At 56.9% G+C, this 22,620-nt stretch carries 19 protein-coding genes and 1 riboswitch; of the genes, 10 read left to right on the top strand and 9 right to left on the bottom strand.

Annotated features, from left to right (window positions below):
- Positions 1-7: 7 nt before the first annotated feature.
- The 4 genes from ASF29_RS21505 to ugpB all read right to left on the bottom strand — a co-directional run bounded on the left by ASF29_RS21505 (position 8) and on the right by ugpB (position 4,277).
- Positions 8-1,048, bottom strand: a complete 1,041-nt coding sequence (locus ASF29_RS21505) for a sn-glycerol-3-phosphate import ATP-binding protein UgpC (RefSeq protein ID WP_062452724.1) — start codon at positions 1,046-1,048, stop codon at positions 8-10.
- Complete coding sequence (gene ugpE, locus ASF29_RS21500) at positions 1,048-1,896, bottom strand: sn-glycerol-3-phosphate ABC transporter permease UgpE (RefSeq protein ID WP_062452723.1); 849 nt, start codon at positions 1,894-1,896, stop codon at positions 1,048-1,050. Before ugpE ends, ASF29_RS21505 begins: the two co-directional genes overlap by 1 nt.
- A gap of 10 nt (positions 1,897-1,906) precedes the next feature.
- Entirely contained in the window at positions 1,907-2,788 is an 882-nt protein-coding gene (gene ugpA / locus ASF29_RS21495; protein WP_062452722.1) for a sn-glycerol-3-phosphate ABC transporter permease UgpA, read from the bottom strand.
- 184 nt (positions 2,789-2,972) lie between these two features.
- Positions 2,973-4,277 (bottom strand): sn-glycerol-3-phosphate ABC transporter substrate-binding protein UgpB, encoded by a 1,305-nt coding sequence (ugpB, locus tag ASF29_RS21490; protein WP_062452721.1) that lies wholly within the window; start codon positions 4,275-4,277, stop codon positions 2,973-2,975.
- A 254-nt stretch (positions 4,278-4,531) separates the two neighbouring features.
- Here ugpB and ASF29_RS21485 point away from each other — a divergent pair, with 254 nt between their 5' ends.
- Together ASF29_RS21485 and ASF29_RS21480 are read left to right on the top strand one after the other, a co-directional pair.
- Positions 4,532-5,251, top strand: a complete 720-nt coding sequence (locus ASF29_RS21485) for a GntR family transcriptional regulator (RefSeq protein ID WP_062452720.1) — start codon at positions 4,532-4,534, stop codon at positions 5,249-5,251.
- A gap of 140 nt (positions 5,252-5,391) precedes the next feature.
- Entirely contained in the window at positions 5,392-6,327 is a 936-nt protein-coding gene (locus ASF29_RS21480; RefSeq protein ID WP_062452719.1) for a dihydrodipicolinate synthase family protein, read from the top strand.
- A gap of 78 nt (positions 6,328-6,405) precedes the next feature.
- Here ASF29_RS21480 and ribB read toward each other — a convergent pair whose 3' ends face one another.
- From ribB to ASF29_RS21455, 5 genes are all read right to left on the bottom strand, one after another.
- Complete coding sequence (ribB, locus tag ASF29_RS21475; protein WP_062452718.1) at positions 6,406-7,047, bottom strand: 3,4-dihydroxy-2-butanone-4-phosphate synthase; 642 nt, start codon at positions 7,045-7,047, stop codon at positions 6,406-6,408.
- A gap of 111 nt (positions 7,048-7,158) precedes the next feature.
- Positions 7,159-7,305: riboswitch (FMN riboswitch) on the bottom strand.
- Positions 7,306-7,474: 169 nt separating this feature from the next.
- On the bottom strand, positions 7,475-8,782 hold the full coding sequence (locus ASF29_RS21470; RefSeq protein WP_062452717.1) for an NtaA/DmoA family FMN-dependent monooxygenase: 1,308 nt from the start codon (positions 8,780-8,782) through the stop codon (positions 7,475-7,477).
- The gene (locus tag ASF29_RS21465) at positions 8,779-10,032 is read right to left on the bottom strand and encodes an acyl-CoA dehydrogenase family protein (protein WP_062452716.1); all 1,254 of its coding nucleotides are present in this window, start codon (positions 10,030-10,032) and stop codon (positions 8,779-8,781) included. Before ASF29_RS21465 ends, ASF29_RS21470 begins: the two co-directional genes overlap by 4 nt.
- Positions 10,033-10,164: 132 nt before the next feature.
- Positions 10,165-11,253, bottom strand: coding sequence for a rhodanese-like domain-containing protein (locus tag ASF29_RS21460; protein WP_062452715.1), 1,089 nt, complete (start codon positions 11,251-11,253; stop codon positions 10,165-10,167).
- A 23-nt stretch (positions 11,254-11,276) separates the two neighbouring features.
- The gene (locus tag ASF29_RS21455; protein ID WP_062452714.1) at positions 11,277-12,881 is read right to left on the bottom strand and encodes an ABC transporter substrate-binding protein; all 1,605 of its coding nucleotides are present in this window, start codon (positions 12,879-12,881) and stop codon (positions 11,277-11,279) included.
- A gap of 400 nt (positions 12,882-13,281) precedes the next feature.
- Between ASF29_RS21455 and ASF29_RS21450 the strand changes: the two genes are divergently transcribed.
- The 8 genes from ASF29_RS21450 to ASF29_RS21415 all read left to right on the top strand — a co-directional run bounded on the left by ASF29_RS21450 (position 13,282) and on the right by ASF29_RS21415 (position 22,583).
- A complete protein-coding gene (locus ASF29_RS21450; protein WP_062452713.1) occupies positions 13,282-14,127 on the top strand; it encodes an NADPH-dependent oxidoreductase in 846 nt (281 codons plus the stop codon).
- A gap of 153 nt (positions 14,128-14,280) precedes the next feature.
- Positions 14,281-15,336, top strand: a complete 1,056-nt coding sequence (locus ASF29_RS21445; protein WP_062452712.1) for an ABC transporter substrate-binding protein — start codon at positions 14,281-14,283, stop codon at positions 15,334-15,336.
- Positions 15,337-15,346: 10 nt separating this feature from the next.
- Positions 15,347-16,243: an NmrA family NAD(P)-binding protein gene (locus tag ASF29_RS21440; RefSeq protein ID WP_062452711.1), complete on the top strand. Its 897-nt coding sequence runs from the start codon at positions 15,347-15,349 to the stop codon at positions 16,241-16,243.
- Positions 16,234-17,406 (top strand): LLM class flavin-dependent oxidoreductase, encoded by a 1,173-nt coding sequence (locus ASF29_RS21435; protein ID WP_062452710.1) that lies wholly within the window; start codon positions 16,234-16,236, stop codon positions 17,404-17,406. The genes ASF29_RS21440 and ASF29_RS21435 overlap by 10 nt, the downstream gene beginning before the upstream one ends.
- Before the next feature lie 80 nt (positions 17,407-17,486).
- Positions 17,487-18,686: a M20 aminoacylase family protein gene (locus tag ASF29_RS21430; protein WP_062452709.1), complete on the top strand. Its 1,200-nt coding sequence runs from the start codon at positions 17,487-17,489 to the stop codon at positions 18,684-18,686.
- A gap of 42 nt (positions 18,687-18,728) precedes the next feature.
- Positions 18,729-20,324 carry an ABC transporter substrate-binding protein gene (locus tag ASF29_RS21425; protein ID WP_062452708.1) on the top strand — a complete coding sequence of 532 codons (1,596 nt, stop codon included), beginning with the start codon at positions 18,729-18,731 and terminating at the stop codon, positions 20,322-20,324.
- Positions 20,325-20,615: 291 nt separating this feature from the next.
- Positions 20,616-20,954: a DUF3088 domain-containing protein gene (locus ASF29_RS21420; RefSeq protein ID WP_062452707.1), complete on the top strand. Its 339-nt coding sequence runs from the start codon at positions 20,616-20,618 to the stop codon at positions 20,952-20,954.
- Positions 20,955-20,987: 33 nt separating this feature from the next.
- Positions 20,988-22,583, top strand: coding sequence for an ABC transporter substrate-binding protein (locus tag ASF29_RS21415; protein WP_062452706.1), 1,596 nt, complete (start codon positions 20,988-20,990; stop codon positions 22,581-22,583).
- The last annotated feature ends 37 nt before the right edge of the window (positions 22,584-22,620 follow it).

Below are 22,620 nucleotides of genomic sequence, written 5' to 3'. Positions count from 1 at the left end.
CCAGCTTTCAGAGACGGTCCCCGTTCGCATCGAACAGGTGGAACCGGCCCGGATCGGCTGTTATCGTCAGTGTTTCCGCGATCTCGATGGCTGAGCGGCCCGGCACACGAAAGACGATAGGGGAGCCATCAGATATTTCTCCATGGACATAGCTTTCGGCACCAACGAGTTCCACCGCCGCGACCTTGACAGGTATCTGGAAGGGGCTGGCCGATGTGGAATCCGCAATGGTGATATCTTCCGGGCGGATTCCGATCGTCGCCGCATGTGCAGGAATTGTGCCATTTTCCGGTGTCTTCCATACCGTTCCATTGAGCGGCAGCAGGTTCATGGAAGGAGAGCCGATGAAGGTCGCGACAAAGCTCGTTGCAGGTTTTTCGTAAAGCTCGATCGGCGTCCCAACCTGTTCGATGCGACCCGCGTTCAGAACCACCAAACGGTCGGCCAGCGTCATGGCCTCCATCTGGTCATGCGTCACATAGATGCTGGTGGTCGCCAGCGATCGTTGCAGTCGGCGAATTTCCACCCGCATCTGCACGCGCAGCTTGGCGTCGAGGTTTGATAAAGGCTCATCGAACAGAAACGCGGATGGCTTGCGCACGATGGCTCGACCCATGGCAACACGCTGACGCTGACCGCCCGATAGCTGCCTTGGCTTGCGTTCCAGATATTGCTCGATCTCGAGCGCACGCGCCGCTTCGGTAATGCGGCGATCGATCTCGTCCCTCGGCGTGTTGCGGTTCTTCAGCCCGTAAGCAAGGTTTTGGCGCACGGTCATATGGGGATAGAGCGCGTAGTTCTGGAAGACCATGGCAATGTCGCGCTCTGCCGGTTCCAGTTCGTTGACGCGTTTGCCTGAAATGTTGATGTCGCCGGAGCTGATGCTCTCAAGCCCGGCAACCATGCGCAGCAGGGTGGATTTGCCGCAGCCCGAGGGACCGACGAGCACGATCATCTCGCCATCCTGAATGCTCAGCGATACGCCTTTGATCGCCTCGACATTGCCGCCATAGACCTTGCGGACGTCTTTAAGTTCGATTGTTGCCATTATTTTTCAGTCTCCACCAAGCCTTTGACGAACCAGCGCTGCATCAACACCACGACGATGACGGGCGGAATGATGGCGAGGATCGCAGTGACCATCACATAATTCCATGGCGTCGAAGCGTCGGTGAAATCCACCATGCGGCGCAGGCCGATAATAATCGTGTTCATTTCGGCGCGATCCGTCACCAGAAGCGGCCACAGATACTGGGTCCAGCCATAGATGAAGAGGATCACGAAAAGGGCGGCGATATTTGTCGTCGAGAGCGGCAGCAGAATATCGCGCATGAACCGGAACGGTCCGGCATTGTCTATGCGGGCGGCCTCCACCATCTCGCCTGGAATGGTCAGGAAGAACTGCCTGAACAGGAAGGTCGCGGTGGCTGATGCCATCAGTGGCAAGGTCAAACCGGCATAAGTGTTCAGAAGACCAAGGTCCACAATGACCTTGTATGTCGGCAAAATGCGCACCTCTACGGGCAGCATCAGGGTGACGAAGATCATCCAGAAGAAACCCATGCGAAAGGGGAAGCGGAAGAACACGATGGCAAAAGCCGACAGGAAGGAAATGATGATCTTTCCGATGGCAATCGCCAAGGCCACCACGAAGCTGTTGAAAAGCAGTCGTTCGAGGCTGACGCCAACCACGCGCTCTACCCCGCCGGAAATTGCCTCGTGATAGTTTTCGGCCAGATGTCCGGAAGGCAAAAGCGATAGAGGCGGGCGCAAGATATCCGTAGAGGTCGCGGACGAAGCGATGAAGGTATAGTAGATCGGAAAAGCGACGATCACGATGCCGATAATCAGCATCAGATGCGCCATGAGTGTTGCGATGGGTCGGTTCTGGATCATGTGTCTTGCCTCAACCGTAATGCACGCGCCGCTCGACGAAGCGGAACTGGAAGGCCGTCAGAGCGATGACGATAACCATCAGAACAACGGATTGGGCCGCTGATGAGCCAAGGTTCAAATTGACGAAGCCGTCGTTGTAAACCTTGTAGACCAGCGTCTCCGTAGCCTTTGCGGGTCCGCCGCCCGTGACCGAGTGAATGATGCCGAACGTATCGAAAAAGGCGTAGACGGTATTGACCACCAAAAGGAAGAATGTCGTCGGTGCCAGAAGCGGGAAGATGATCGTCCAGAAACGCCGCGCGCCGCGTGCGCCATCGATGGCGGCAGCTTCCAGCAGCGATTTCGGAATGGCCTGCAGGCCCGCCACGAAAAACAGGAAATTGTAGCTGATCTGTTTCCAGGCCGCTGCGGCAACCACCAGCGTCATGGCCTGATTGCCGTCCAGCAACGGGTCCCAGGCGATGCCGTTACGGCGTAGAATATAGGCGAAGGTGCCCATGGCAGGGTTGAACATGAAGAGCCAGAGCATGCCCGCCACCGCTGGCGCGACCGCATAGGGAATGATCATCATGGTGCGATAAAAGCCTTTTCCCCGCACCACCAGATCGGCAGCTGTTGCCAGCAACAGTGCCACACCCATTGACAACAGAGCGGTGGCAACGCTGAAAATCACAGTCACTTTAAGCGCATGCAGGTAATTCGGGTCCGACAGAATATTGGAGAAATTGTCGAAGCCGACGAAAGCGCTCTGAAGTCCGAAAGGGTCTTCCCGCATCGCCGACTGATACAGCGCCTGGCTCGCCGGCCAGAAAAAGAACACGACGGTCAGGACGATTTGTGGAGCGACGAGAAAATAGGGAAGAATCTTGTTTGGAAAGACAACGCTTTGCAAAGTCGGGCTCCTTTAGCGCAGGTCCAGCAAGCGGCTCTGCGAATGGAATGGCATAGAAATTCTAGAGCATTCAACCGCGTTGTGTAGGGCGGTTGGGGTGATCACGGACTGAGGCTGTGTGGAATATTCATTCCATCTTTTGCTATGGCTGCGCGGGCTGGAAGACCGCGCAGCCAAAAGCGGATTACCGTCCGATGGCCTGCTGGATAGCCGCGTTGCCGCGTTCGACGGCCTTGTCGAGAGCAGCCTTGGCATCCTGTTTGCCTGCAAGCATCGTTTCGAACTCTTCGTTCATGATGTCGCGAACCTGTGGCAGGTTGACCAGACGAACACCCTTGGAGTTTTCTGTCGGCGGCTTACCCATCATCTGCAGCAGAGGCGTTTCGCGGGCCGGGTTCTTCTCGTAGAAGCCGGATTTCTTCGTGTCCTCATAGGCTGCAATCGTCACAGGCATATAGCCGGAGACCTGATGCAGGCGAGACTGGATTTTGGTCTGGGACAGGAAGTGGAAGAATTCTGCAGTCCCCTTGTATTCGTCATCGGATTTACCGCCGAAGACCCACAGGCTGGCGCCGCCGGGGATGGTATTCTGCGGACGGCCTTCGCCTTCGTAATAGGGAAGCTGGCCGATGCCGTAGTTCATGCCGCTCTTGACGATATCGCCCAGACCGCCGGATGATTCAGTCAGGATGCCGCATTCGCTCGAGGTGAAAAGCTGCTTTGCTTCCGATGTGCGTCCGCCATAACGGAAGGTGCCGTCTTTGGCGAGATCGGCAATCGACTGGAAGTGCTTGACGAAGGGCTCTGCATTGAACGCCAGCTTGACATCCGTACCGCCCAGACCGTTTTCATTGCTGCCGTAGGAAAGGTTGTTCCAAGCTGCGAAATTTTCGGTCTGAATCCATGTCAGCCATGTGGATGTAAAGCCGCAAGGGGCGGCACCGCTGGACTTGATCTTTTTGGCAGCTTCAAAAACTGCTGGCCATGTCTTTGGTGGGTTTTCAGCGTCCAGACCAGCCTTCTTGAAGATGTCCTTGTTGTAGTACATGATCGGCGACGAGGAATTGTAGGGGAAAGACAGCATCGTGCCATCTGGTTTGGAGTAATAAGCAACGATACCAGGCAGATAGTCGGCCTTGTTGAATTTATATCCACCCTTTTCCAGCACCTCTGCGACCGGTACGATAGCGCCCTGCGCACCCATCATCACGCCGCTACCGGCATCAAAAACCTGAATGATGGCAGGCGGCTGCTTGGCACGGAACGCGGCGATGCCGGCATTCAGGGTTTCCGGGTAGGTTCCTTTGAAAACCGGCAGAACCTTGTAGTTGGACTGGCTTTCATTGAATTCCTTGGCGAGCTGTTCAACGACTTCGTTGTTTGCCCCGGTCATGGCGTGCCACCACTGGATTTCCGTGGCGGCCATGGCGCTTGAAGCCATGAGCGTAGCAAGAACTGCGGATGTCACCGAAGTGAGAACGGCTTTCATGGAATTTCCTCCCTACCATGAACTCGATTATGACACGATTTGGAATCGTCTTTTACTTCTTGCTCACTTACGCCGATAGCCGCAACTCATTTTTTGCGATGGCAGGCCTCCAATAGTCGAGGTGCGACCGAAACAATCTGCAAATCAGTTGCTCATAACGTCCTTTGCGCGTCTTTGGCGTGGTCTAAAAGGATTTCGTTCTGTCTGTGGATATCGTAAACGATGATACGATCGGGTTGTGGAGTATGGCGTGGATGGCTGTGAACGATAAGTCGGATGATAAGGAGAAGCAGACCCATCGCAGGGGATTTGGCGTTTCCACCGTTTATGAAACGCTGCGCAACGAAATCATCGAACTGAAACTTGCACCCGGAAGTCCGATTGACGAGGTCCAGCTTTCCGAGCGGTTTGAACTTTCCAGAACCCCCATTCGTGAAGCCCTGGTCAAATTGTCCGCGGAAGGGCTGATCACGACCCTGACCAATCGCGCAACGATCGTATCCCAGATCGACTTTCTCGGTCTGCCGGAATTTTTCGACGCACTGACTTTGATGTACCGGGTAACGACGCGGCTTGCCGCCGCACGGCACCAACCGGACGACGTCACCAGAATACTGGCAATGCAGAAGTCCTTCGAAACGGCGGTGCGGGAGCGCGACGTTCTTGCCATGATAGCAACCAATCGCGATTTCCATGCCGCAATCGCCGTTGCCGGACGCAATCGTCATTATACCGAACTTTTCACGCGCTTGCTGGATGAGGGACGGCGCATTCTCAGGCTTTATTATTCGTCTTTCAACGATGTCCTGCCTCGTCAATATGTGACCGAGCACGAGGACATGATTCAAGCCATCATCGAACGGGATACCGACAAGGCCGACCGTATTGCGCTCGAGCATGCGGACCAGATTGTTCAGCAGATACGCTCGTATATTGCCGCAGATACCCGCCAGAGCGTCAGTCTGACCCTTTAAAGCTCGACAAGGCAGCGCCATCACCATGGTATCCGCTCGCTTCAACGCTTTGTATTTTGTTTGTCGACAATGGTTTCTGGCCGTGCTAGGCAAGGGCATGAGACTTATGGCGTTTACGCTTTCATTGAAGAGGCACCACGATGGCTGATACGATATTCACCGGCTGCATTCCCGCTCTGATGACGCCGTGCAAGGCAGACCGCACGCCGGATTTTGACGGTTTGGTCAAGAAGGGCAAAGAGCTGATCGCGGCTGGCATGTCGGCGGTCGTCTATTGCGGCTCCATGGGGGATTGGCCGCTCTTGACCGATGAAGAGCGTCAGGAAGGCGTGCGTCGTCTGGCGGAAGCAGGCGTTCCTGTCATCGTCGGCACGGGTGCTATCAACACCAAGTCTGCCGTCAGCCACGCTGCGCATGCGGCAAAGGTTGGCGCGAAGGGTCTGATGGTCATTCCACGCGTGCTGTCGCGCGGTTCCTCGTCTTCTGCCCAGAAAGCGCATTTTTCGGCCATTCTGGAAGCTGCAGACGGTTTGCCAGCGGTGATCTACAACAGCCCCTATTACGGCTTTGCCACCCGCGCCGACCTGTTTTTCGATCTTCGCTCGCGTTACTCCAACCTCATCGGCTTCAAGGAATTCGGCGGTAAGGCCGACATGACCTATGCGGCTGAAAACATCACCGCAGGCGATGATGATTTGACCCTGATGGTCGGCGTGGATACCGGCGTTTACCACGGCTTCGTCAATTGCGGTGCAGGCGGTGCCATCACCGGCATCGGCAACGCCTTGCCGAAGGAAGTGCTGCACCTCGTTTCCCTGTGCGAAAAAGCCGCGAAGGGCGATGCGACTGCGCGTCGCGATGCGCGCGAGTTGGAAGAAGCGCTCACCGTGCTTTCCGCTTATGACGAAGGTCCGGACCTCGTGCTTCACTACAAATATTTGATGGTTCTGAACGGCGACACGGAATACGCGCTGCATTTCAACGAGACGGATGAGCTTAGCGCCTCCCAGCGCCGTCAGCTGGAAAATCAGTATGCCCTGTTTAAGGCATGGTACGCGTCGCGTTATCCGAATTGATCGCTCGGCTGAGCCAAAATACACAAACAAAAATGCGCCCCATCGGGGCGCATTTGCTTTGACGGAATGCTGTGTTGATCAGGCGACCTGCTTTTCGGCGATGTCGCTGTGCTCGCGCACCGTCAGATAATCGACCAGATCCTTGATCGTCACGACGATCAGGCCATGCCGTTCGGCAAAGACTTCCAGCTGTGGCAGACGCGCCATGGTGCCATCGTCATTGGCCACCTCGCAGATCGTGCCGGAGGGGAACTTTCCAGCGAGACGGCAGAGATCGACCGCTGCTTCCGTATGGCCCGTGCGGCCCAGAACGCCGAGCGGGTTGGCGCGCAGGGGAAAGATGTGACCCGGACGCGCAAAATCATCCGGCTTTGCTTCCGCAGAAACCAGCGCGCGCACCGTCTTGGCGCGGTCGCTGGCGGAAATTCCGGTCGTGGTACCGGGAATATAGTCCACCGAAACCGTAAAGGCCGTTTTGTGGAACTCGGTATTGCGCGGCACCATAAGGGGAATGTCGAGCTCATCCAGTCGCTCACCTGGCATGGCCACGCAAATGAGACCACGCGCGTGGTTCATCATGAAAGCAACCTGTTGAGGGGTGATGCTGTCTGAAGCGACGATGATATCGCCTTCATTCTCGCGATCTTCGTCATCCACGACGATGATCATGTCACCGCGTGCAATGGCTGCAACCGCATCTTCAATTTTCGCAATAGTCATTTCATGCCTTTCAAGGGTTATGCCGTTTCCAGCACTTTCGCGTTTTTAAAAACGCCAAATTTCCCTTGGGCGAACAACGCAACGGTCCCCCGCAACGTGCGGGTTATGCCACCTTGTTCTCTTCCATCCGGACTATACCGTCGGCTCCGGCATCTCACCGGATCTGCTGACCTTTCGGCGTGAGCCGAAAGCGCTCGCGGGCTCCGGGAAAATCCCGATACCGCCGGTGGGGAATTGCACCCCGCCCTGAGAACAATGCAAACATAGGTCATCGATGCTGCCATAGGCAAGAGGCAAACATTGCTTGAGGATGGTAAATTGCGAAATGGATTTTCGTTTAATCCGAGGCATTTGGCAGTGCTAAAACGCGGAGCCCTCTAATCAGAATGGCGACGGCACTTACGACCGCCAACCTTCTTCTCAGGACTCAAATCGGATAAGGCAGGAGATATCGATCTCTGATCGTCCTTCCCTCGTATTCCCGCGGATAGACGCCTCTATCCTGCAAAATTGGCACGACCTGTTCCACGAATTCGATGATGTCATCCGGCGCGCGTGGGGGCTGGAGGGTGTATCCGTCTACGGTGCCGTCCTGCCACAAATCGATGATGCCATCTGCCACTTCTTCAGCGGTACCCAGCAGCAGGCGGTGATGTCCCTCGGAGCGTCGCACGACTTGGCGGGCCGTCAGCCGCTCATGGGTCAGGAGGTCGGAAAGGCCGAGCCCCATGCCGACGGCCCATTGGCGGTTCTGGTCCGGTATGAATTCTTCGGCATTCAGTACGGCATCCGGGTCGAAGCTGTTGGGATCGAGACCATTTTCTTTGATGAAACGGGCGATTAGTCCGTCTTCAGAACCCGTGCCGCTGAAGAGTTCGTGTTTTCTCAAGGCCTCTTCGCGGGTCTTGCCCAGAATGACGACGAGGCCCGGAACGATGCGGATGCCGGATGGATCTCGGCCGAGGGCAACGGCCCGGTCCCGCACTTTCTTGCCGAATGCCCGCCCGGCGGGACGTGATAGAATGTTGCAATAGATGATTTCGCCGTGCCGCGCAGCAAGATCGATGCCGCCTTCCGACGCGCCTGCCTGGGCGATGACAGGATGGCCCTGCGGCCCACGCGGTACGTTGAGCGGACCTTTGACGGTGAAGAAGTCACCCTCATGCTCGATGGCCTGAGCGCTCACCGCGTCCCAGAAAAGGTCGTCCGGAACGGCTTGATCACGGCGTTCGTCCCAACTGGACCAGAGTTTTTTGGCCACATCCAGAAACTCCGTGGCCTTCGCGTAACGCTCGCTGCGCGGCGGCAGTGGCGCGTTGCCGAAATTGGCTGCGACATTTGGATTGAAGGAAGACACCACATTGATGATCAGGCGACCACCCGAGACGATGTCGATGGACTGCGTCCGTCTCGCCAGATTGTAAGGGGAGTTATAGGTGGAGGAAATTGTCGCCACGAAGCCGATGTCTGGCACTTGGGCCGCAAGGGATGTGGACAGGATCAGCGGATCGATGGTGTGAAACGGCCGGCTGAGCGGATCGGTCAGAAGTGCTGGATGGTCCGACAAAAACACCGCATCGAACCGCCCCTTATGGGCGATTTCCGTCAGTCGGCGGTAATAGCCGATATCATTGATGTCGTGCCGGGTACCGGTGCGGTATTTCCAGGCATTGGGAAGATAGCCAGTCGTGTTGATACCAACGTTCAGGTTCAGCCGGCGTTGTGGTCTGCTCATGCGTCTGTTTTTTCTTTGTCTGTTTGCACCGCTACTCCCACGCTACCATTGGCGGGCGGAGAGGCACCGTTGACGGCGAAATCGCCGACGATCCGGTCGTGGTAGATGCGTGGATTATGGGAGGTGATGGTGCGTGCGTTGCGCCAGTGACGGTCCAGTCCATGGCTGCGTTTGGCGGCAGAGGCACCAAGGGCGTCGAAAAGCGTAGTGGATGCTTCGAGTATCAGTTTACTGACAACCGTCACCGATTGGCTGACTTCGATTTCAGCGTTGCGGTTGGCAAAGGCAATCTGCTCTTCGTCGCCAGAAAGGTTGGCGTCATAGGCTGCTTGCAACGCCTCCGCTGCCTTCAGCACGATGGCGCCCGCAGTATAGACTGCACCCCGCACTTGGCCGACGACCTGGAGGATTTGCGGGTCATCCGCAAAGCGGCCGGCGTTGCTGCGCTGATAGACCCGCTTTCGATCCGCCACGAGGCGCGCCAGATCCGAGGCCGCAGCGCGGCCTATGCCGGCAAGCGATGCCAGATGAACCAGTTGGAAAAATCCACTGGAATAGCTGAAACGAAGCGCGCTGGGTTTGATCAACTCGTCCGCGATCGCCACATCGGTAAAGCGCGCCGTGCCACTTGCCGTCAGCGCCTGCCCGAAGCCATCCCAATCGTTGACGATGTCAACGCCGGGTGCCCGGGTCGGCACGAGTGCGCCGATAGGTTCGCCATCTCCATCCACCGCGCCAAGCGTGATCCAGTCGGCGTAAAGAGAACCGGTGGTGTAATATTTCTCACCATTCAGGCGCCAGCCACTTTCGTCACGGATCAACTGTGTCGAATAGGTCCCAAGCCGCGTGTCACCCAGTTCCGAAAAGCCGCTGCCGATGGTGTCTCCCTCGCCGAGCCGGGCAAGCCAGTTATCGCGCCATGCACTCGAGGGGGCGTTGAGCAAGTCTTCGGTAAAGCCGAAATGGCTGCGATAGGCATTGGTAAGATTGGGATCGGCTTCAGCCAGTTCGATGATCAGGCCGAAAAGTTCAGGCAGGGTTAGACCGATACCACCATGCTGTTCCGGCAGGCGCAACTTGGAAAAGCCTGCCGCCTTCAACGCTTCATACGCGTCGAAGCGAAGTTGCCTGTCGAGATCGCGCGCCACCGTGTCTGTGGCAATCTGCGTGAAAATCGGGCGAAACCGATTTGCGATTGTTTCATAGCGTTTGCTGGGTGGCGAGCCCCATGCGTGCAGGGTGTCGGTCATTCATTAAATCCTGTGCGCGGAAGCATCCGGGCAATATCCACGATGGTAGCAGCCGGGATTCCGGCTGCGAGTTAAAAATTCTTGGTCCGCCAGAAAGAAAAACTTGCGGAGCATGCAGGTAGATGTCGTCCCTCAGGCGGCGGCCTGCGCACTTTGCTCGAAATCATGGAGGTGAAGCACGATCTCAAAACCACGCCGTTTCAGCCAGTGCGCGACAATGCGTGCACGCGCTCCCAGGAGGTCATCAACGAGAATGACCCGTGCCCCGCGCACCGCAATGGTGCGGTAGGCAACGCCAAGCAACTGGCCGCCTTCCGATGAAATCGAGCCCGGTAGATGCGACGCCGCGAACTCTTCTGGGGTGCGAACGTCGAGGAAATAGGTCGTCCGCTCGTTATCCGCCAGCCATCTTTCGACGGTGACACGGTCGATGAAAGTGAGGTCGTCCCCGCTCGAAAGTGTATCAAGGCGAGCTTGTGCAAATCGCTTTGCTGTCGGACTTACGGGAGGGTAGATGCCCGACAGACCCGTCTCCAGTTCAAAGCCATCGTCTGTCCAGCCGCGCGTTCCATCATGCAGGTAGCTGACGCTGTTTTCGATGCCTGCATCGATCAAGGTCTGTGCGCCAAGGATTGCGCGGGGGAGTCCAGCGCAGGACACGACGATCTTCGTTTCCGATGAGGGGACGAGGTCTGCAAAACGCAGCAGAAGTTCCGCGCCCGGTACGTTGATAGCGCCGGGAACATGCGCCTTTTCATATTCAGGCGTGGTACGGGTGTCGATAACGAGGACGTTCTCTTCAGCGTCCTTCCATGCCTTGAGTTCGCGTGCGAAGATAACGGGCGTGTTCTTTTCCGCGCGCACCTTGTGCACGAAAGGCACGCCGGGAATGTCGAAGGTTGGAAGCTTGTCCAAACCGCCCTCGGTCCAAGTAGGTATGCCGCCATCAAGAAAATGGATGTCACTCCAGCCCTTGGCTTTCAGCCGTTCAGCCGCGTGGTGACCAACGTCCGTGCCATCGTCCACCAGCACCGTGCGGACCGAGCGGCGCGGAACGAAACGATCAAGCTCGGCATCCAGCCTGTCGGCGGGCAGGTTGGTCGCAAACAGCGGTGAGGCATAGCCGACAACCTCCGTTGGCCGGATATCGATGACGGCCAGTTCCTGGCCATCTCCCAGCCAGTTGATGAGCGTGTTTTTGCTGATGGATTGTTCTGACATGCTGATCTCCTTGGATGATGGGGTCAGGAATTCGGATCGAGCCAAAGGTCGCCAAAGCTCCAGTTGAGCCCCTGCGCGCCGGTGACGTAATTCTTCACCTTCTTGTGGGCGACGATCTGGTTGCCTGCGGCCACGAGATCCACCGAGGCGACATCGTCGTGGATGAGGTGCTGGAACTTGCTCCATATCTCTTTCCGCTTCGCCTCATCCGGCTCGATAGCTGCCGCCTCGAGCAGGGCGTCGGCTTGCGGGTTCGAATAGTGAGCGGCGTTGGAGAAGGGCAGGCCGAGTTTGAAGTTCTTGCTCCAATAGGCTCGCTGTATGCCAAGAGACGGATCGAAGGTGTTGGATAGAGATTCCACCACAAGATCGAAGGCGCGGTCGGTGTAAACGGTCTTGAGATAGGTCGGCAGATCGTATTTTCGGATCTCGACCGCGATGCCGATCTTTTCGAGCTGGTTGCGAATGACATCGGCGTAACCCGGCGTCAGATAGGAATTGTAGGTCAGTCGCACGGTGAAACGTTTGCCAACCGCCTTGCGTGGATAGCCCGCTGTATCCAGAAGCTTTTCGGCCTCTTTAGGATCATGCGGGTACGCCGTGACCGAAGGATCGTACCATTTGGGCAGCGCGGTGCTGACGGGACTTGGCGAAATCTGAGCGTAACCGAACAGCGCCACATTGACGATTTCTTCAAGATTGATGGCCTTGGCAATGGCAAGACGCACATCTTTCTTCGCGAAGATTTCGTTGTCGTAATTGAAAAACAGCTGCTGCTGTGGCCCCGCATAGGCATAGGTCGTCGTATCCAACACCAGATCGGGATTTTGCTTCAACCGTTCCAGATCGGCCAGCGGAACGGGGTTATCACCGATATCGACCTCGCCGGTCTCCAGCGCAACCGCGCGCGCAGCCGGGTCGGTAATGATGCGCAGGACAATGCGGTCGAGATAAGGTTTGCCAGCATCCCAATAATCCGGATTGCGCTCGAAGATGAGATGGCTGCCCGGCGTCCACTCCGTCAGCCTGAACGGGCCGGTGCCGATGGCGGTCTTGAGCGTTTGGCCATCACCGGGCTTCAGCGTTTCGAAAATGTGTTTCGGCACGATTGGGGATTCAGAACTGGATTGCGCAGCAATCAGGAACGGCGCCGGTTTGGACAGAACGATGATGGCGGTCAGCGGGTCGGGCGTTTCGACGGCGGTCACATTCTGGTAGGTTACGCGACCGCGCGGATGCGCCTCCTTGAGGCGAAAGATCGAAAAGGCCACGTCATCGGAGCTGAAATCCTTGCCGTCATGCCATTTCACATTCGGGCGCAATTTAAACGTATAGCGAAGATGATCCTCCGAGACCGACCATTCGGTTGCCAGAAGTGGCTGCGGCGTAAGGTCGAAATCGAACGTCAGAAGGCCTTCAACGATTTTTGGGCCGATGGCCTGGCCCGTTCCCGAAGAGGTGTTGATGGCAAACAGGGCATTGCCCGGATCGACGCGATAAAGAAGATTGAGCGTGCCGCCGGAAACCGGACGCCGCGTGGCATCCGCTGCAAAGACAGAGCCTGGCAGGGCGGTGCCTGCGGTGGCCAGAAGTAACAACTGGTTGAATTTACGACGTCCTATAGCCATTGCACTGTCCTCATCCCCTGAGAAAACATTGTGTCGAACCGCTGAAGCATGTCGGCAGAGGCGTTATTTCGTAAGAATAATTTTCTTTTTGTGCGTGTAAGAAATTGTTTCTTGGAGAATTAAATTCTAATTTTGCATCTACTGGTGTCGAGCTATGCCCTCCGATCTGCTTGACCTAGGCCCACGTTGCACGCTGGCGCATAAAGACAAAACGGTTCAAATCGAACGCCGCCGCTTGCCACGGCTACGGTTGGAAATGTTCTTCCAATAGCAGGATGTCGATTGGCAGAGCTTTCCTGGGCTGTCTGTGTTTAGAAGCATATGAATTATAAGACCGTTGCCGGGTAGCTGGCTTCAAACACGCCTTCCAATGTCTTTTTGATCGCCCAAGGGGTTTTCCATGACGATACATTCTTCCTCCATTACTGATGGTGACGTGCCAAGGCAGCGCCTTGCAGAACGCTATGGCGCGGATCAGGATTTTGCGCTGCCGTTCTGGAACAGCACCGTCGATGCTCTGCTGAACCATCGCACCGCGCGCGCCTATCTGCCGAAATCATTGCCCGAGGGTACGCTGGAACTTCTGGTGGCAGCGGCCCAGTCCGCGCCGACCTCGTCCAATCTTCAAGCCTGGAGCGTCGTCGCGGTTCAGGACAAGGACCGAAAGGCACGGCTTGCGGGCTATACCGGTGGCAACGCGCATATTCTGGCCGCGCCGCTTTTTCTGGTCTGGCTGATCGATCTGAAGCGGTTGAGGACCGTTGCCCAGCAACACGGCAATGAGGGAGAGGGGCTGGATTATCTGGAAAGTTTCCTGATCGGGGCCATCGATGCGGCTCTTGCGGCCCAGAACGCCGTCGCGGCAATCGATAGTCTTGGTCTCGGCTCATGCTATGTGGGCGGTGTCCGTAACCAGCCACATGACGTTGCCCGTGAACTGCAGTTGCCGCCGGAAACAGTTGCGGTCTTTGGCCTCACCGTGGGATATCCCGACCCTGACGTCATCACCGACGTGAAGCCGCGTCTGCCTCAATCTTCTGTCCTGTTTCATGAGACATATGCTGGAACACCTGAGAAAGATCTGAGTGCTTACGACGACGTGCTGAAAGCATTTCAGGTCAAGCAAAAGCTGCCACAGGCGGGCTGGACAGGGCCAATTTCCAAGCGTGTCGAGAATGCAGCGGCGCTGAAGGGCAGGGCGGAATTGACGAAAACTTTGCGGACGCTCGGCTTCTCGATCAAGTAGAGGCCAACGGCACGGTGCGCGCAAGCAGACCGTGCAACCTGCTTTTGGAAAAGCGATCTCACCACCACCATGATAAATAGTATATCATATCTATAGATTATATAATTATCCTTATAGCGTGCCTGATATCGCTCGTATTCAAGGATGATAGCCATGGCAGACGCAGCCCTTCGTAAGGTAACGCAACCAGACACCGTGTGGTATGCGCGCTGCCCGGCTCCCACACCTTTATCGATTGCTGCGCAGCTCGGTTGGGTCGAAGAGGGCTTTTGGGCGCATGGCATCGGCGTTACCTCCATTCGCGATGCGACTGATCCCGCCATTCGCCAGAGCCATTTCGATCACCGACTAGACTGGTCTTTTCGCCAAGGCGGCAATATCCCGCCGATCTGGACGCGTTCGAAAGGCCGCCAGACCCGGCTGATCGGTCTGACGCGGACGGATGAGTTTCAGGCCGTCATCGCCCTGCCGGAAAGCGACATCACCAAAGGCGCGGATTTGAAGGGCAGACGAATAGGTCTGCCAAAGCGCCCGAATGAGATTATCGACTTTCAGCGCGCAACATCGCTCAAGGGCATCGTCTCGGCTCTTACGATCTCCGACCTTGTCCCTGATGACGTTGAATTGGTGGATATCGGTGCGTCTGAGCCGGTTCTACTTAATCCTACCGACCAAAGGTTTCATGGCCTCAAGCGTCGGTTTCCTTACGGTGAAGAAATCGCGGCTCTGCACCGCGGCGAAATCGACGCCTTCTTCGTGAAGGGTGCCGAGGGGATAACGGTTGCCAACCTGCTCGGCGCACGGGTCGTCGTTTCCACCGGATTTCATCCAGACCCGAAAATCCGCATCAATAATGGTACGCCCAGACCACTGACTGTGGATGCGACCTTTGCGGATGAGCGCCCGGATCTCGTTGCCGAATTGGTGTCGAGCGTTCAGCGGGTCTCCCAATGGGCAAATGACAACCCGCAAGATGCGGTTCGCTTCATCGCGCTCGAAATTGGGGTGAGTGAAGACGCCGTTCTGGCCGCAAATGGCCCTGACGTGCACCGGCAACTGGTGCTCGATCTCGATCCTGCCGAAGTGGATGCCATCAGCCACTTCAAGGACTTCCTGCTTGAATGGAAGTTCATTCCCGCCGATTTCGATGTCCACGACTGGATCGATCCGCGGCCGCTGGCCGCATCGCGCCCGTCGCTTGTGAAGTGAGGGCGGGAACATGGCGGTAGACATTCTTGTCACGGGCGCGACAGGCAAGCTGGGCAAGCTCGTCGTGCCAAGGCTTCTCGAGGCGGGCAAAACGGTGCGGGTGCTGACCCGGCGTCCTCAGGAGGCAGTGGGTCTATGGGGTGACAAGGTTGAGGTCGCGCAGGGAGATTTCGCTGACCCGGAAACCGTGAGAAAGGCAGCGCGGGGCGCTCAGAAACTTTTCCTGCTTTCGCCGATCAGCGAGGCACTCATCACACACCAAAACGCCGCCATCGATGCCGCGAAAGCTGCCGGTGTTGTCAGGATCTTCAAGATATCCGGGTCCGACTGGACCTTGCGAAATGCCGACCGCTCCATATCCGGTGCCGCTCATGCGGCGGTAGAAGAGCATTTGACTGCGAGCAGCATCGCGCATGCCATTCTGCGGCCCAATGCCTGGATGCAGGTGTCTTTTGCCCCGGTTATCGCTGCTGCCATTAAAGGCGAGGATTTGCCAAGCCGGTACGGAAACGCTCCCGTGTCCTACATCGATGCGCAGGATATCGCCGATGTCGCAGTTCGGGCCCTGCTCGATCACTCCATCTCATCCGACCCCTTGGTTTTGACCGGTGCAGAGGCGCTGACCTCACTCGAGGTCGCACGGATCGCGGCTCGAATCTTACAGAGACCGATTGGCATATCGGATGCTTCATCCGCTGCATTGCCATCACACTTAGATGCATTCGAACGGCGCGCCATCGACGGGTTCGTCGATCTGATCGGTGCCGGACTGGCCGCACCGGTGACGCAGACGGTATCGCGCATCACCGGCAGGCAGCCGCGTGCGGTCGAGGAATTTTTGCGCAGCCATCTGCGGCCTGCCCAAACGCAAACACATGGCCCCAAGGGAGAAAAAACATGGCACTGACTGCGCCGATAGCCGGAGACCTGGAGCTAAAAGGACCGTTCGATTTTGCAGACAGCCCGCTCAGCAAAGCTTCACGACAGCCCTTGATGCTGGGGCTATTTCTCAATCTGCAGGACATCAATTTTTCAAGCCTGCCGACCAGCAACAGCTGGACCTTCGATTACAATGTCGAACTGGTGAGGCGAGCGGAGGAGCTGGGTTTCGAGTTGGCTTTCAGCCGAACCCAATGGCTGCCGAAGGGTGGTTACGATGGGGATTCATCGCTCGACAGCTTCGTTGCCTTGGGCGCCATGGCAGCGGTGACGAAAAGCATTTTGCTGATTTCGACCATTCATGTCCTTTACGGCCCGCTCCATCCCCTGCATCTGGCCAAGTATGGAGCAACGCTAGATCATATCGCCAAGGGTCGGTGGGGCATCAACATTGTTACCGGTCACCGCGCCATCGAGCATGAAATGTTCGGTTGGCAGCGCATCGAGCACGACAAGCGCTACGATATGGCGAGCGAACTTTTCGACGTGTTGCACCGGCTGTGGAGCGAAACCGAGAACTTCTCCCATGAGGGAAAACTCAATCCATGGGCTATCAGCAACGGCTGGATCACGCCTAAGCCTGCGTTCGGTCGGCCCAACCTCGTTACGGCCACAGGCTCTCCAGCTGGCATCGATTTTGCGGCGCGCCACTCCGATCTCGTGTTCGTTACATCGCCCGGCGGTGCCCACATCGATAGCGCGCTGGAGACGCTTCCCGACCACATTGCGACGATCAAAAACCGCGCAAAAGCATATGGGCGGCATGTGAAGACGATCATCAACCCGATCATCGTCAGTCGCGATACGGAAGCGGAGGCCATTTCCTATGCCGACGCCATCGAGGCGGGCAAGCCGCAGCCGGGCGGCGCGCGTGCATTCGCCGCCAATAATTATGAAAGCGATGCCCATGCCTGGCGCGGACGCGGCGACCCTCGTCACAAGCAGGGCCGCAATCTCGGCGGCAATATCGAGATCATCGGTTCGCCAGAGCAGGTGGTCGAGCAACTGGTGGCGCTCAAAGCTGTCGGCATCGATGGTGTTCAGCTCAACTTCTACGATTTCCGGGAAGACCTGGAATATTTCGGTGACCGTATTCTGCCGCTGATGAAGGAGGCCGGGCTGAGGCTTTGATGCTTCTCGCCGCTCTTACTGACCCGCATCGCCGAGACCTTGGCGATGCATTTTCTTCCCAATCTGAATGAGGACTAGCCGTGAATATTGCCGTCGATCCCGTCAAAACACCAGCACCAGAGATTATCGATCTGATCGCAACCTATGTTCCCGAACTGGTAGATATCCGGCACGATCTGCACCGCCACCCGGAAATTGGCTTTGAAGAAGTGCGCACATCCGGCATCGTCGCGGAAAAGCTGGCGTCGTGGGGTATCGAGGTTCATCGTGGATACGGCAAGACGGGCCTCGTCGGCGTGCTTCGCGGCAAACATGCGGGCAATCGCGTCATCGGTCTGCGCGCTGATATGGACGCTCTGCCAATGCCGGAAGAAACCGGCCTGCCTTACGCTTCCATTTACCCCGGCAAGTTCCACGGATGCGGACATGACGTTCACACCACGATCCTGTTGGGAACGGCTCGATATCTGGCGGAGACCCGTGACTTTGCGGGCTCGGTGGTCTTTATCTTCCAGCCTGCGGAAGAAGGCTTGGGTGGCGCGCGTGCGATGATCGCCGACGGGCTGTTCAAGGACTTTCCCGTGGATGAGCTTTACGGGCTGCACAATTCATCACACGCCGCGCCCAATCACCTCAAAGTATCGCCGGGAACCATTCTGGCGGGGGCCGACTTTTTCGATATCAGGCTGAAGGGCAAGGGCGCGCATGCGGCCCACCCGGATGTGGCGAATGATCCCGTTCCCGCAATCGGTGAACTCATTATCGCCTTGCAGACGATTGTCAGCCGCAATGTCCCGCCCACCGAACCGGCGGTCCTGTCGATCACCCGCATCGAGGCAGGTTCGGCCTATAATGTTATTCCAGAGACGGCTTCGATTGCCGGAACGGTGCGGGCTTTCTCAGATACGGTGCGGGAAACCATCCGCTCCCGGATACGCACGATCTCGGACCACATCGCTCAGGCTCATGGCCTTTCGGCAGAGGTCGATATTCGCGATATCTTCTCGGTTCTGACCAATGACGAAGCGTCGGTCGAAATCGTTGCCGATGTGGCACGTCGGGTTTTGGGCGAGGCGCGTGTATCGACGGAGCCCAGCCGTTTCATGGGCAGCGAAGATTTCGCCGATCTCCTGAAACATGCGCCCGGTGCGTTTTTCACACTCGGACATTCGGGCACCGTACCAGCCCACAATCCCGGCTTTATCGTCGATGACGCGATCCTTCCGGTTGGCGCAACACTGTTTGCGCGTCTGGTGGAAAGCCGCCTGAAACCGGTCTGATGCAGCACCCCATTTCATAACCAAAACGTAAAGGAAACAACCATGGATCTGACGAGGCGTAAGACATTGCTTTTGGGTGCGGCATTCGGCGGAGCAGCGCTTTTGCCATCGCTGTCCTTTGCCGCACCACAGACACCGAGCAAGGGAGGCATCGTGACGTTTGCCGGGCTGGGCGAACCCACGACGCTCGTTCCGCTCTCGGATAGCAATACGCGCACGCGCGCCATTTCCACGAAAATCCTTGAGGGGCTGGTGCGGTTTGACAGTGAGTTCAAGCCGCATCCTGTTCTGGCCGAAAGCTGGGATGTGTCCAGTGATGGTCTGCGCTATACGTTCAAGCTCCGCCAAGGTGTCAAATGGCACGACGGTAAAGACCTGACCTCGGCGGATGTGAAATTCTCGCTGCTGGCTTTCAAGAAAGTTGGCCCGCGCGGGCGCATCACATTTGCCAGCATTGCCGATATCGAAACACCCGATCCGCTGACCGCCATCGTGGTGCTTTCCAAACCCGCACCTTATTTGCTGCGCGCACTTGTCGGCGGTGAAACGCCGATCCTGCCTGCCCATGCCTACCCGTCGGAGACTTACAGTGAAAGTCCGAACGGCAATGCACCTATCGGTACCGGGCCTTTCATCTTCGAAGAGTGGAAGCGCGGCAGCTATGTGAAGCTCAAGCGTAACCCGAACTACTGGCAGGCCGGGCTGCCGCATCTGGATGGCTTCATCGCACGTTTCGTTGCGGACTCTGCATCAGCGACAATCGCGGTGGAAACGGGTGAGGCAGACTACGCGACCGATGTGTCCTACGGCGATCTGGAGCGCCTGCGGCAAGATCCGAAACTGGCCGTCGATGTCTATACGGATGCCTATTTGAACAACGCAGCCGTCTTCGAGTTCAATCTCGAAAATCCCATTCTTGCCAAGAAAGAGGTTCGGCACGCATTGGCGCATGCCATTGACCGCGATTTTATCAATGACGCCATTTTCTATGGCACGGCAAAGCCTGCCGGATCGAACATTCCCTCGGTCTTTGCGACCTATAATGACGAAGCGCCGTTCGACTATCCATTCGACCTTGCCAAGGCCAACGCCTTGCTCGACAAGGCGGGCTATCCGAAAGGCGCGGATGGAACGCGTTTTTCCCTTCGGCTCGCCTTCTTGCCGTCGGATGTTTTCCGCAAAACCTCTGAATATCTGCGCTCGTCATTCGGCAAGCTCGGGGTAAAGGTGGAAACGCTTGACGGTGATCTCGCGACCTTCATCAAGCGTGTCTACACCGAGCGCGGCTTCGATCTGACCGTAAACGGCATCAGCCGCCTATTCGACCCGACAGCTGGCGTACAGCGGCTCTACTGGTCCGATGGCATCAAGAACCCGGCACCTTATGTCAACGCGGCGCATTATAACAATCCAAAGGTGGATGACCTTTTCCGTGCCGCTGCCATTGAGAGCGATGAGGCGAAGCGCGCCGCGCAGTTCAAGGAAATCCAGAACATTACCGGCGATGAATTGCCGAACTTCTCCATTGTTGCGCTGCCGACAGTCATTTTGCGAAACGCAAATCTGCAATCCCTGGTCACGACCATCGATGTGGCCTACAGCGACCTCGCGACTGCATGGAAGCAACCGCAAAGCTGATCCATGTCTCTTGTCCTCTCTCGACCCGGCGCTTGCGTCGGGTTTTTAATGCGCGTCGCTCCAGTCATACGTTGTTGAGCGTTTGCGTGGGACGCGTATTTGGCGAACGCCATTACCCTCTTTGACCTACTGAAAAAAGGAAATGCCTGGAGAGTCATCTTCCAAAGAACGCTATTTCAGTACCGTTTTTCGGCACATTTATTCTTCGCATGGCAGCAAAAATACGTTTCTGGACCCATCATTTTTCACGCGTCAGTGTCGGCTCATCCCAACTGTGAATGATGGATGCCAATGGCCAAAGACACGCTTTTTCTGATCTCCCCCGGTTTTGAAGACCCGAAACATCCGGGGGTGACGTTCGTCTGCCCACATTGCAACCAGATCGAGGGATTGCTTGCAAGTTTTCCCGATCTGGCCGAACGGCTCGATATCCACCGTGTTGGCTTTACCCGTCCGCGAGAGGCGGTGATTGCGCAGGTTGGAGAGCAGAACCAGTCGCTGCCACTGCTGATCTTTGCGGGCGATGCGCCTGAAGACGCGGCGGTTCACGGCGACAAGCGCTTCGTTCAGGACACGAAACGCATCCTTTCCCTGCTGGCCGAACGCCACGGCTTTCCGCAGCTTCATTGATATCGGTTCATTCGCTTTACGCCGGAGACAGAGATGAGTTTTTCCAGACGCCAGTTCCACCAAATCGCGCTTGCTGCGGGGGCGTTCGTTGCCCTTCCCGGCGGTTCCTTCGCGGCAGCCGAAGAGCCGGTTTCAGGCGGCACGTTGAAGATCGTCTATTTCCCGGAGCCGACCCAGCTCGTCGCGATCAACACCAGCGCTGGTGGTCCGCAGTTTGTCGGCTCCAAGATTTATGATGGGCTGTTGACTTATGGTTATGATCTGACACCCAAGCCAAGTCTGGCGAAGGCGTGGTCAGTATCAGCCGATGGGTTGGAATATGTGTTCCATCTACAGCCGAACGCTAAATTTCACGATGGCAAACCCGTCACTTCGCAAGATGTCGCCTTCTCTGTTTTGCGCCTGAAAGAAGCTCATCCGCGCGGTCGTGCCACCTTCTCACAGGTCGAGAGCGTCGATACATCGGACCCGCTCGTTGCGAAACTGAAACTCGCCAAGCCTTCACCCGGGCTGATCACGGCGCTGGCGGCGTCGGAATCGCCGATTGTGCCGAAACACATATTCGAAACGTTCAAGCCGACCGAAAACCCCAAAACGGACCAGATTATCGGCAGCGGACCGTTCGTTCTGAAAGAGTGGACGCCGGGCAGTCACATTCTTTTGGAAAAGAACGCCGATTACTGGGACCAGCCGCGCCCGCATCTGGACCGGGTCATCATCCGGCTGATCAACGATGCGGGCGCGCGGGCGGCAGCGCTTGAAACCGGGGAGGGCGATATCGGTCACAATCCGGTGGCCCTGTCTGATCTGGAGCGCTTGAAAGCCGTGCCCTCGCTGAAGGTAGACGACCAGATTTATGCTTATGCGGGTCAGCAAAACCAGCTCGTCATCAATCTCGAGAACGAATATCTCAAGAACCTGAAGGTGAGGCAGGCTATCGCCCACGCCATCAACGTTCCCTCCCTGATCGATATCGTGCTTTACGGTTATGCCGTTCCGTCTCCCACGCCCATCAGCCCCGGTCTGCCGAAATTCCACAATCCGGATATCGGCTTTGCCAAGTTCGACACCGCCCTTTCCGAAAAGCTGCTGGATGAGGCTGGCTTCCCGCGCAAGGGGGATGGCAAACGCTTCAAGCTGAGGGTGACGACCAATCCATTCAATCCGCAGACCTATTCCGATTTTATCGCTCAGGCCCTGATCAAGATCGGTATCGAAGCTGATATTCAGAAGTTCGATTTCGGGACCTATGTGAAGGTCGTCTATACCGACCGGGCCTGGGACCTTTCGGTGGAATCACTCTCCAACACGTTCGATCCGACGGCTGGCGTTCAGCGTGTGTACTGGAGCAAGAACTTCAAGATCGGCCTGCCTTTCTCCAATGCCAGCCACTACGAAAACCCCGAGGTCGACCGCTTGCTGGAAGCGGCGGCCGTGGAGCCGGATATCGAGAAGCGCGCCAAGCTGTTCAAAGAGTTCCAGGTCATCATCGCCAAGGACCTGCCTGTCATCAATCTCGTCTCACCCATTCAGCCGGTCGTCGGCAATATCAGGGTCAAGGATTATGCCGTTGGCGCCGAGGGCCTGAGCGGCAATCTGGCACAGGCATGGCTGACAAAAGAAGCCTGATGCGCCCGGCGCACTCGCGAGTGCGCCGATCATCTCA

It is taken from the genome of Rhizobium sp. Leaf262, from assembly GCF_001422245.1.
In the GTDB taxonomy this organism is placed as follows: Bacteria; Pseudomonadota; Alphaproteobacteria; order Rhizobiales; family Rhizobiaceae; genus Agrobacterium.
Note: the sequence above shows the minus strand (reverse complement) of the source record. Positions and strands in the feature narration are given on the sequence as shown.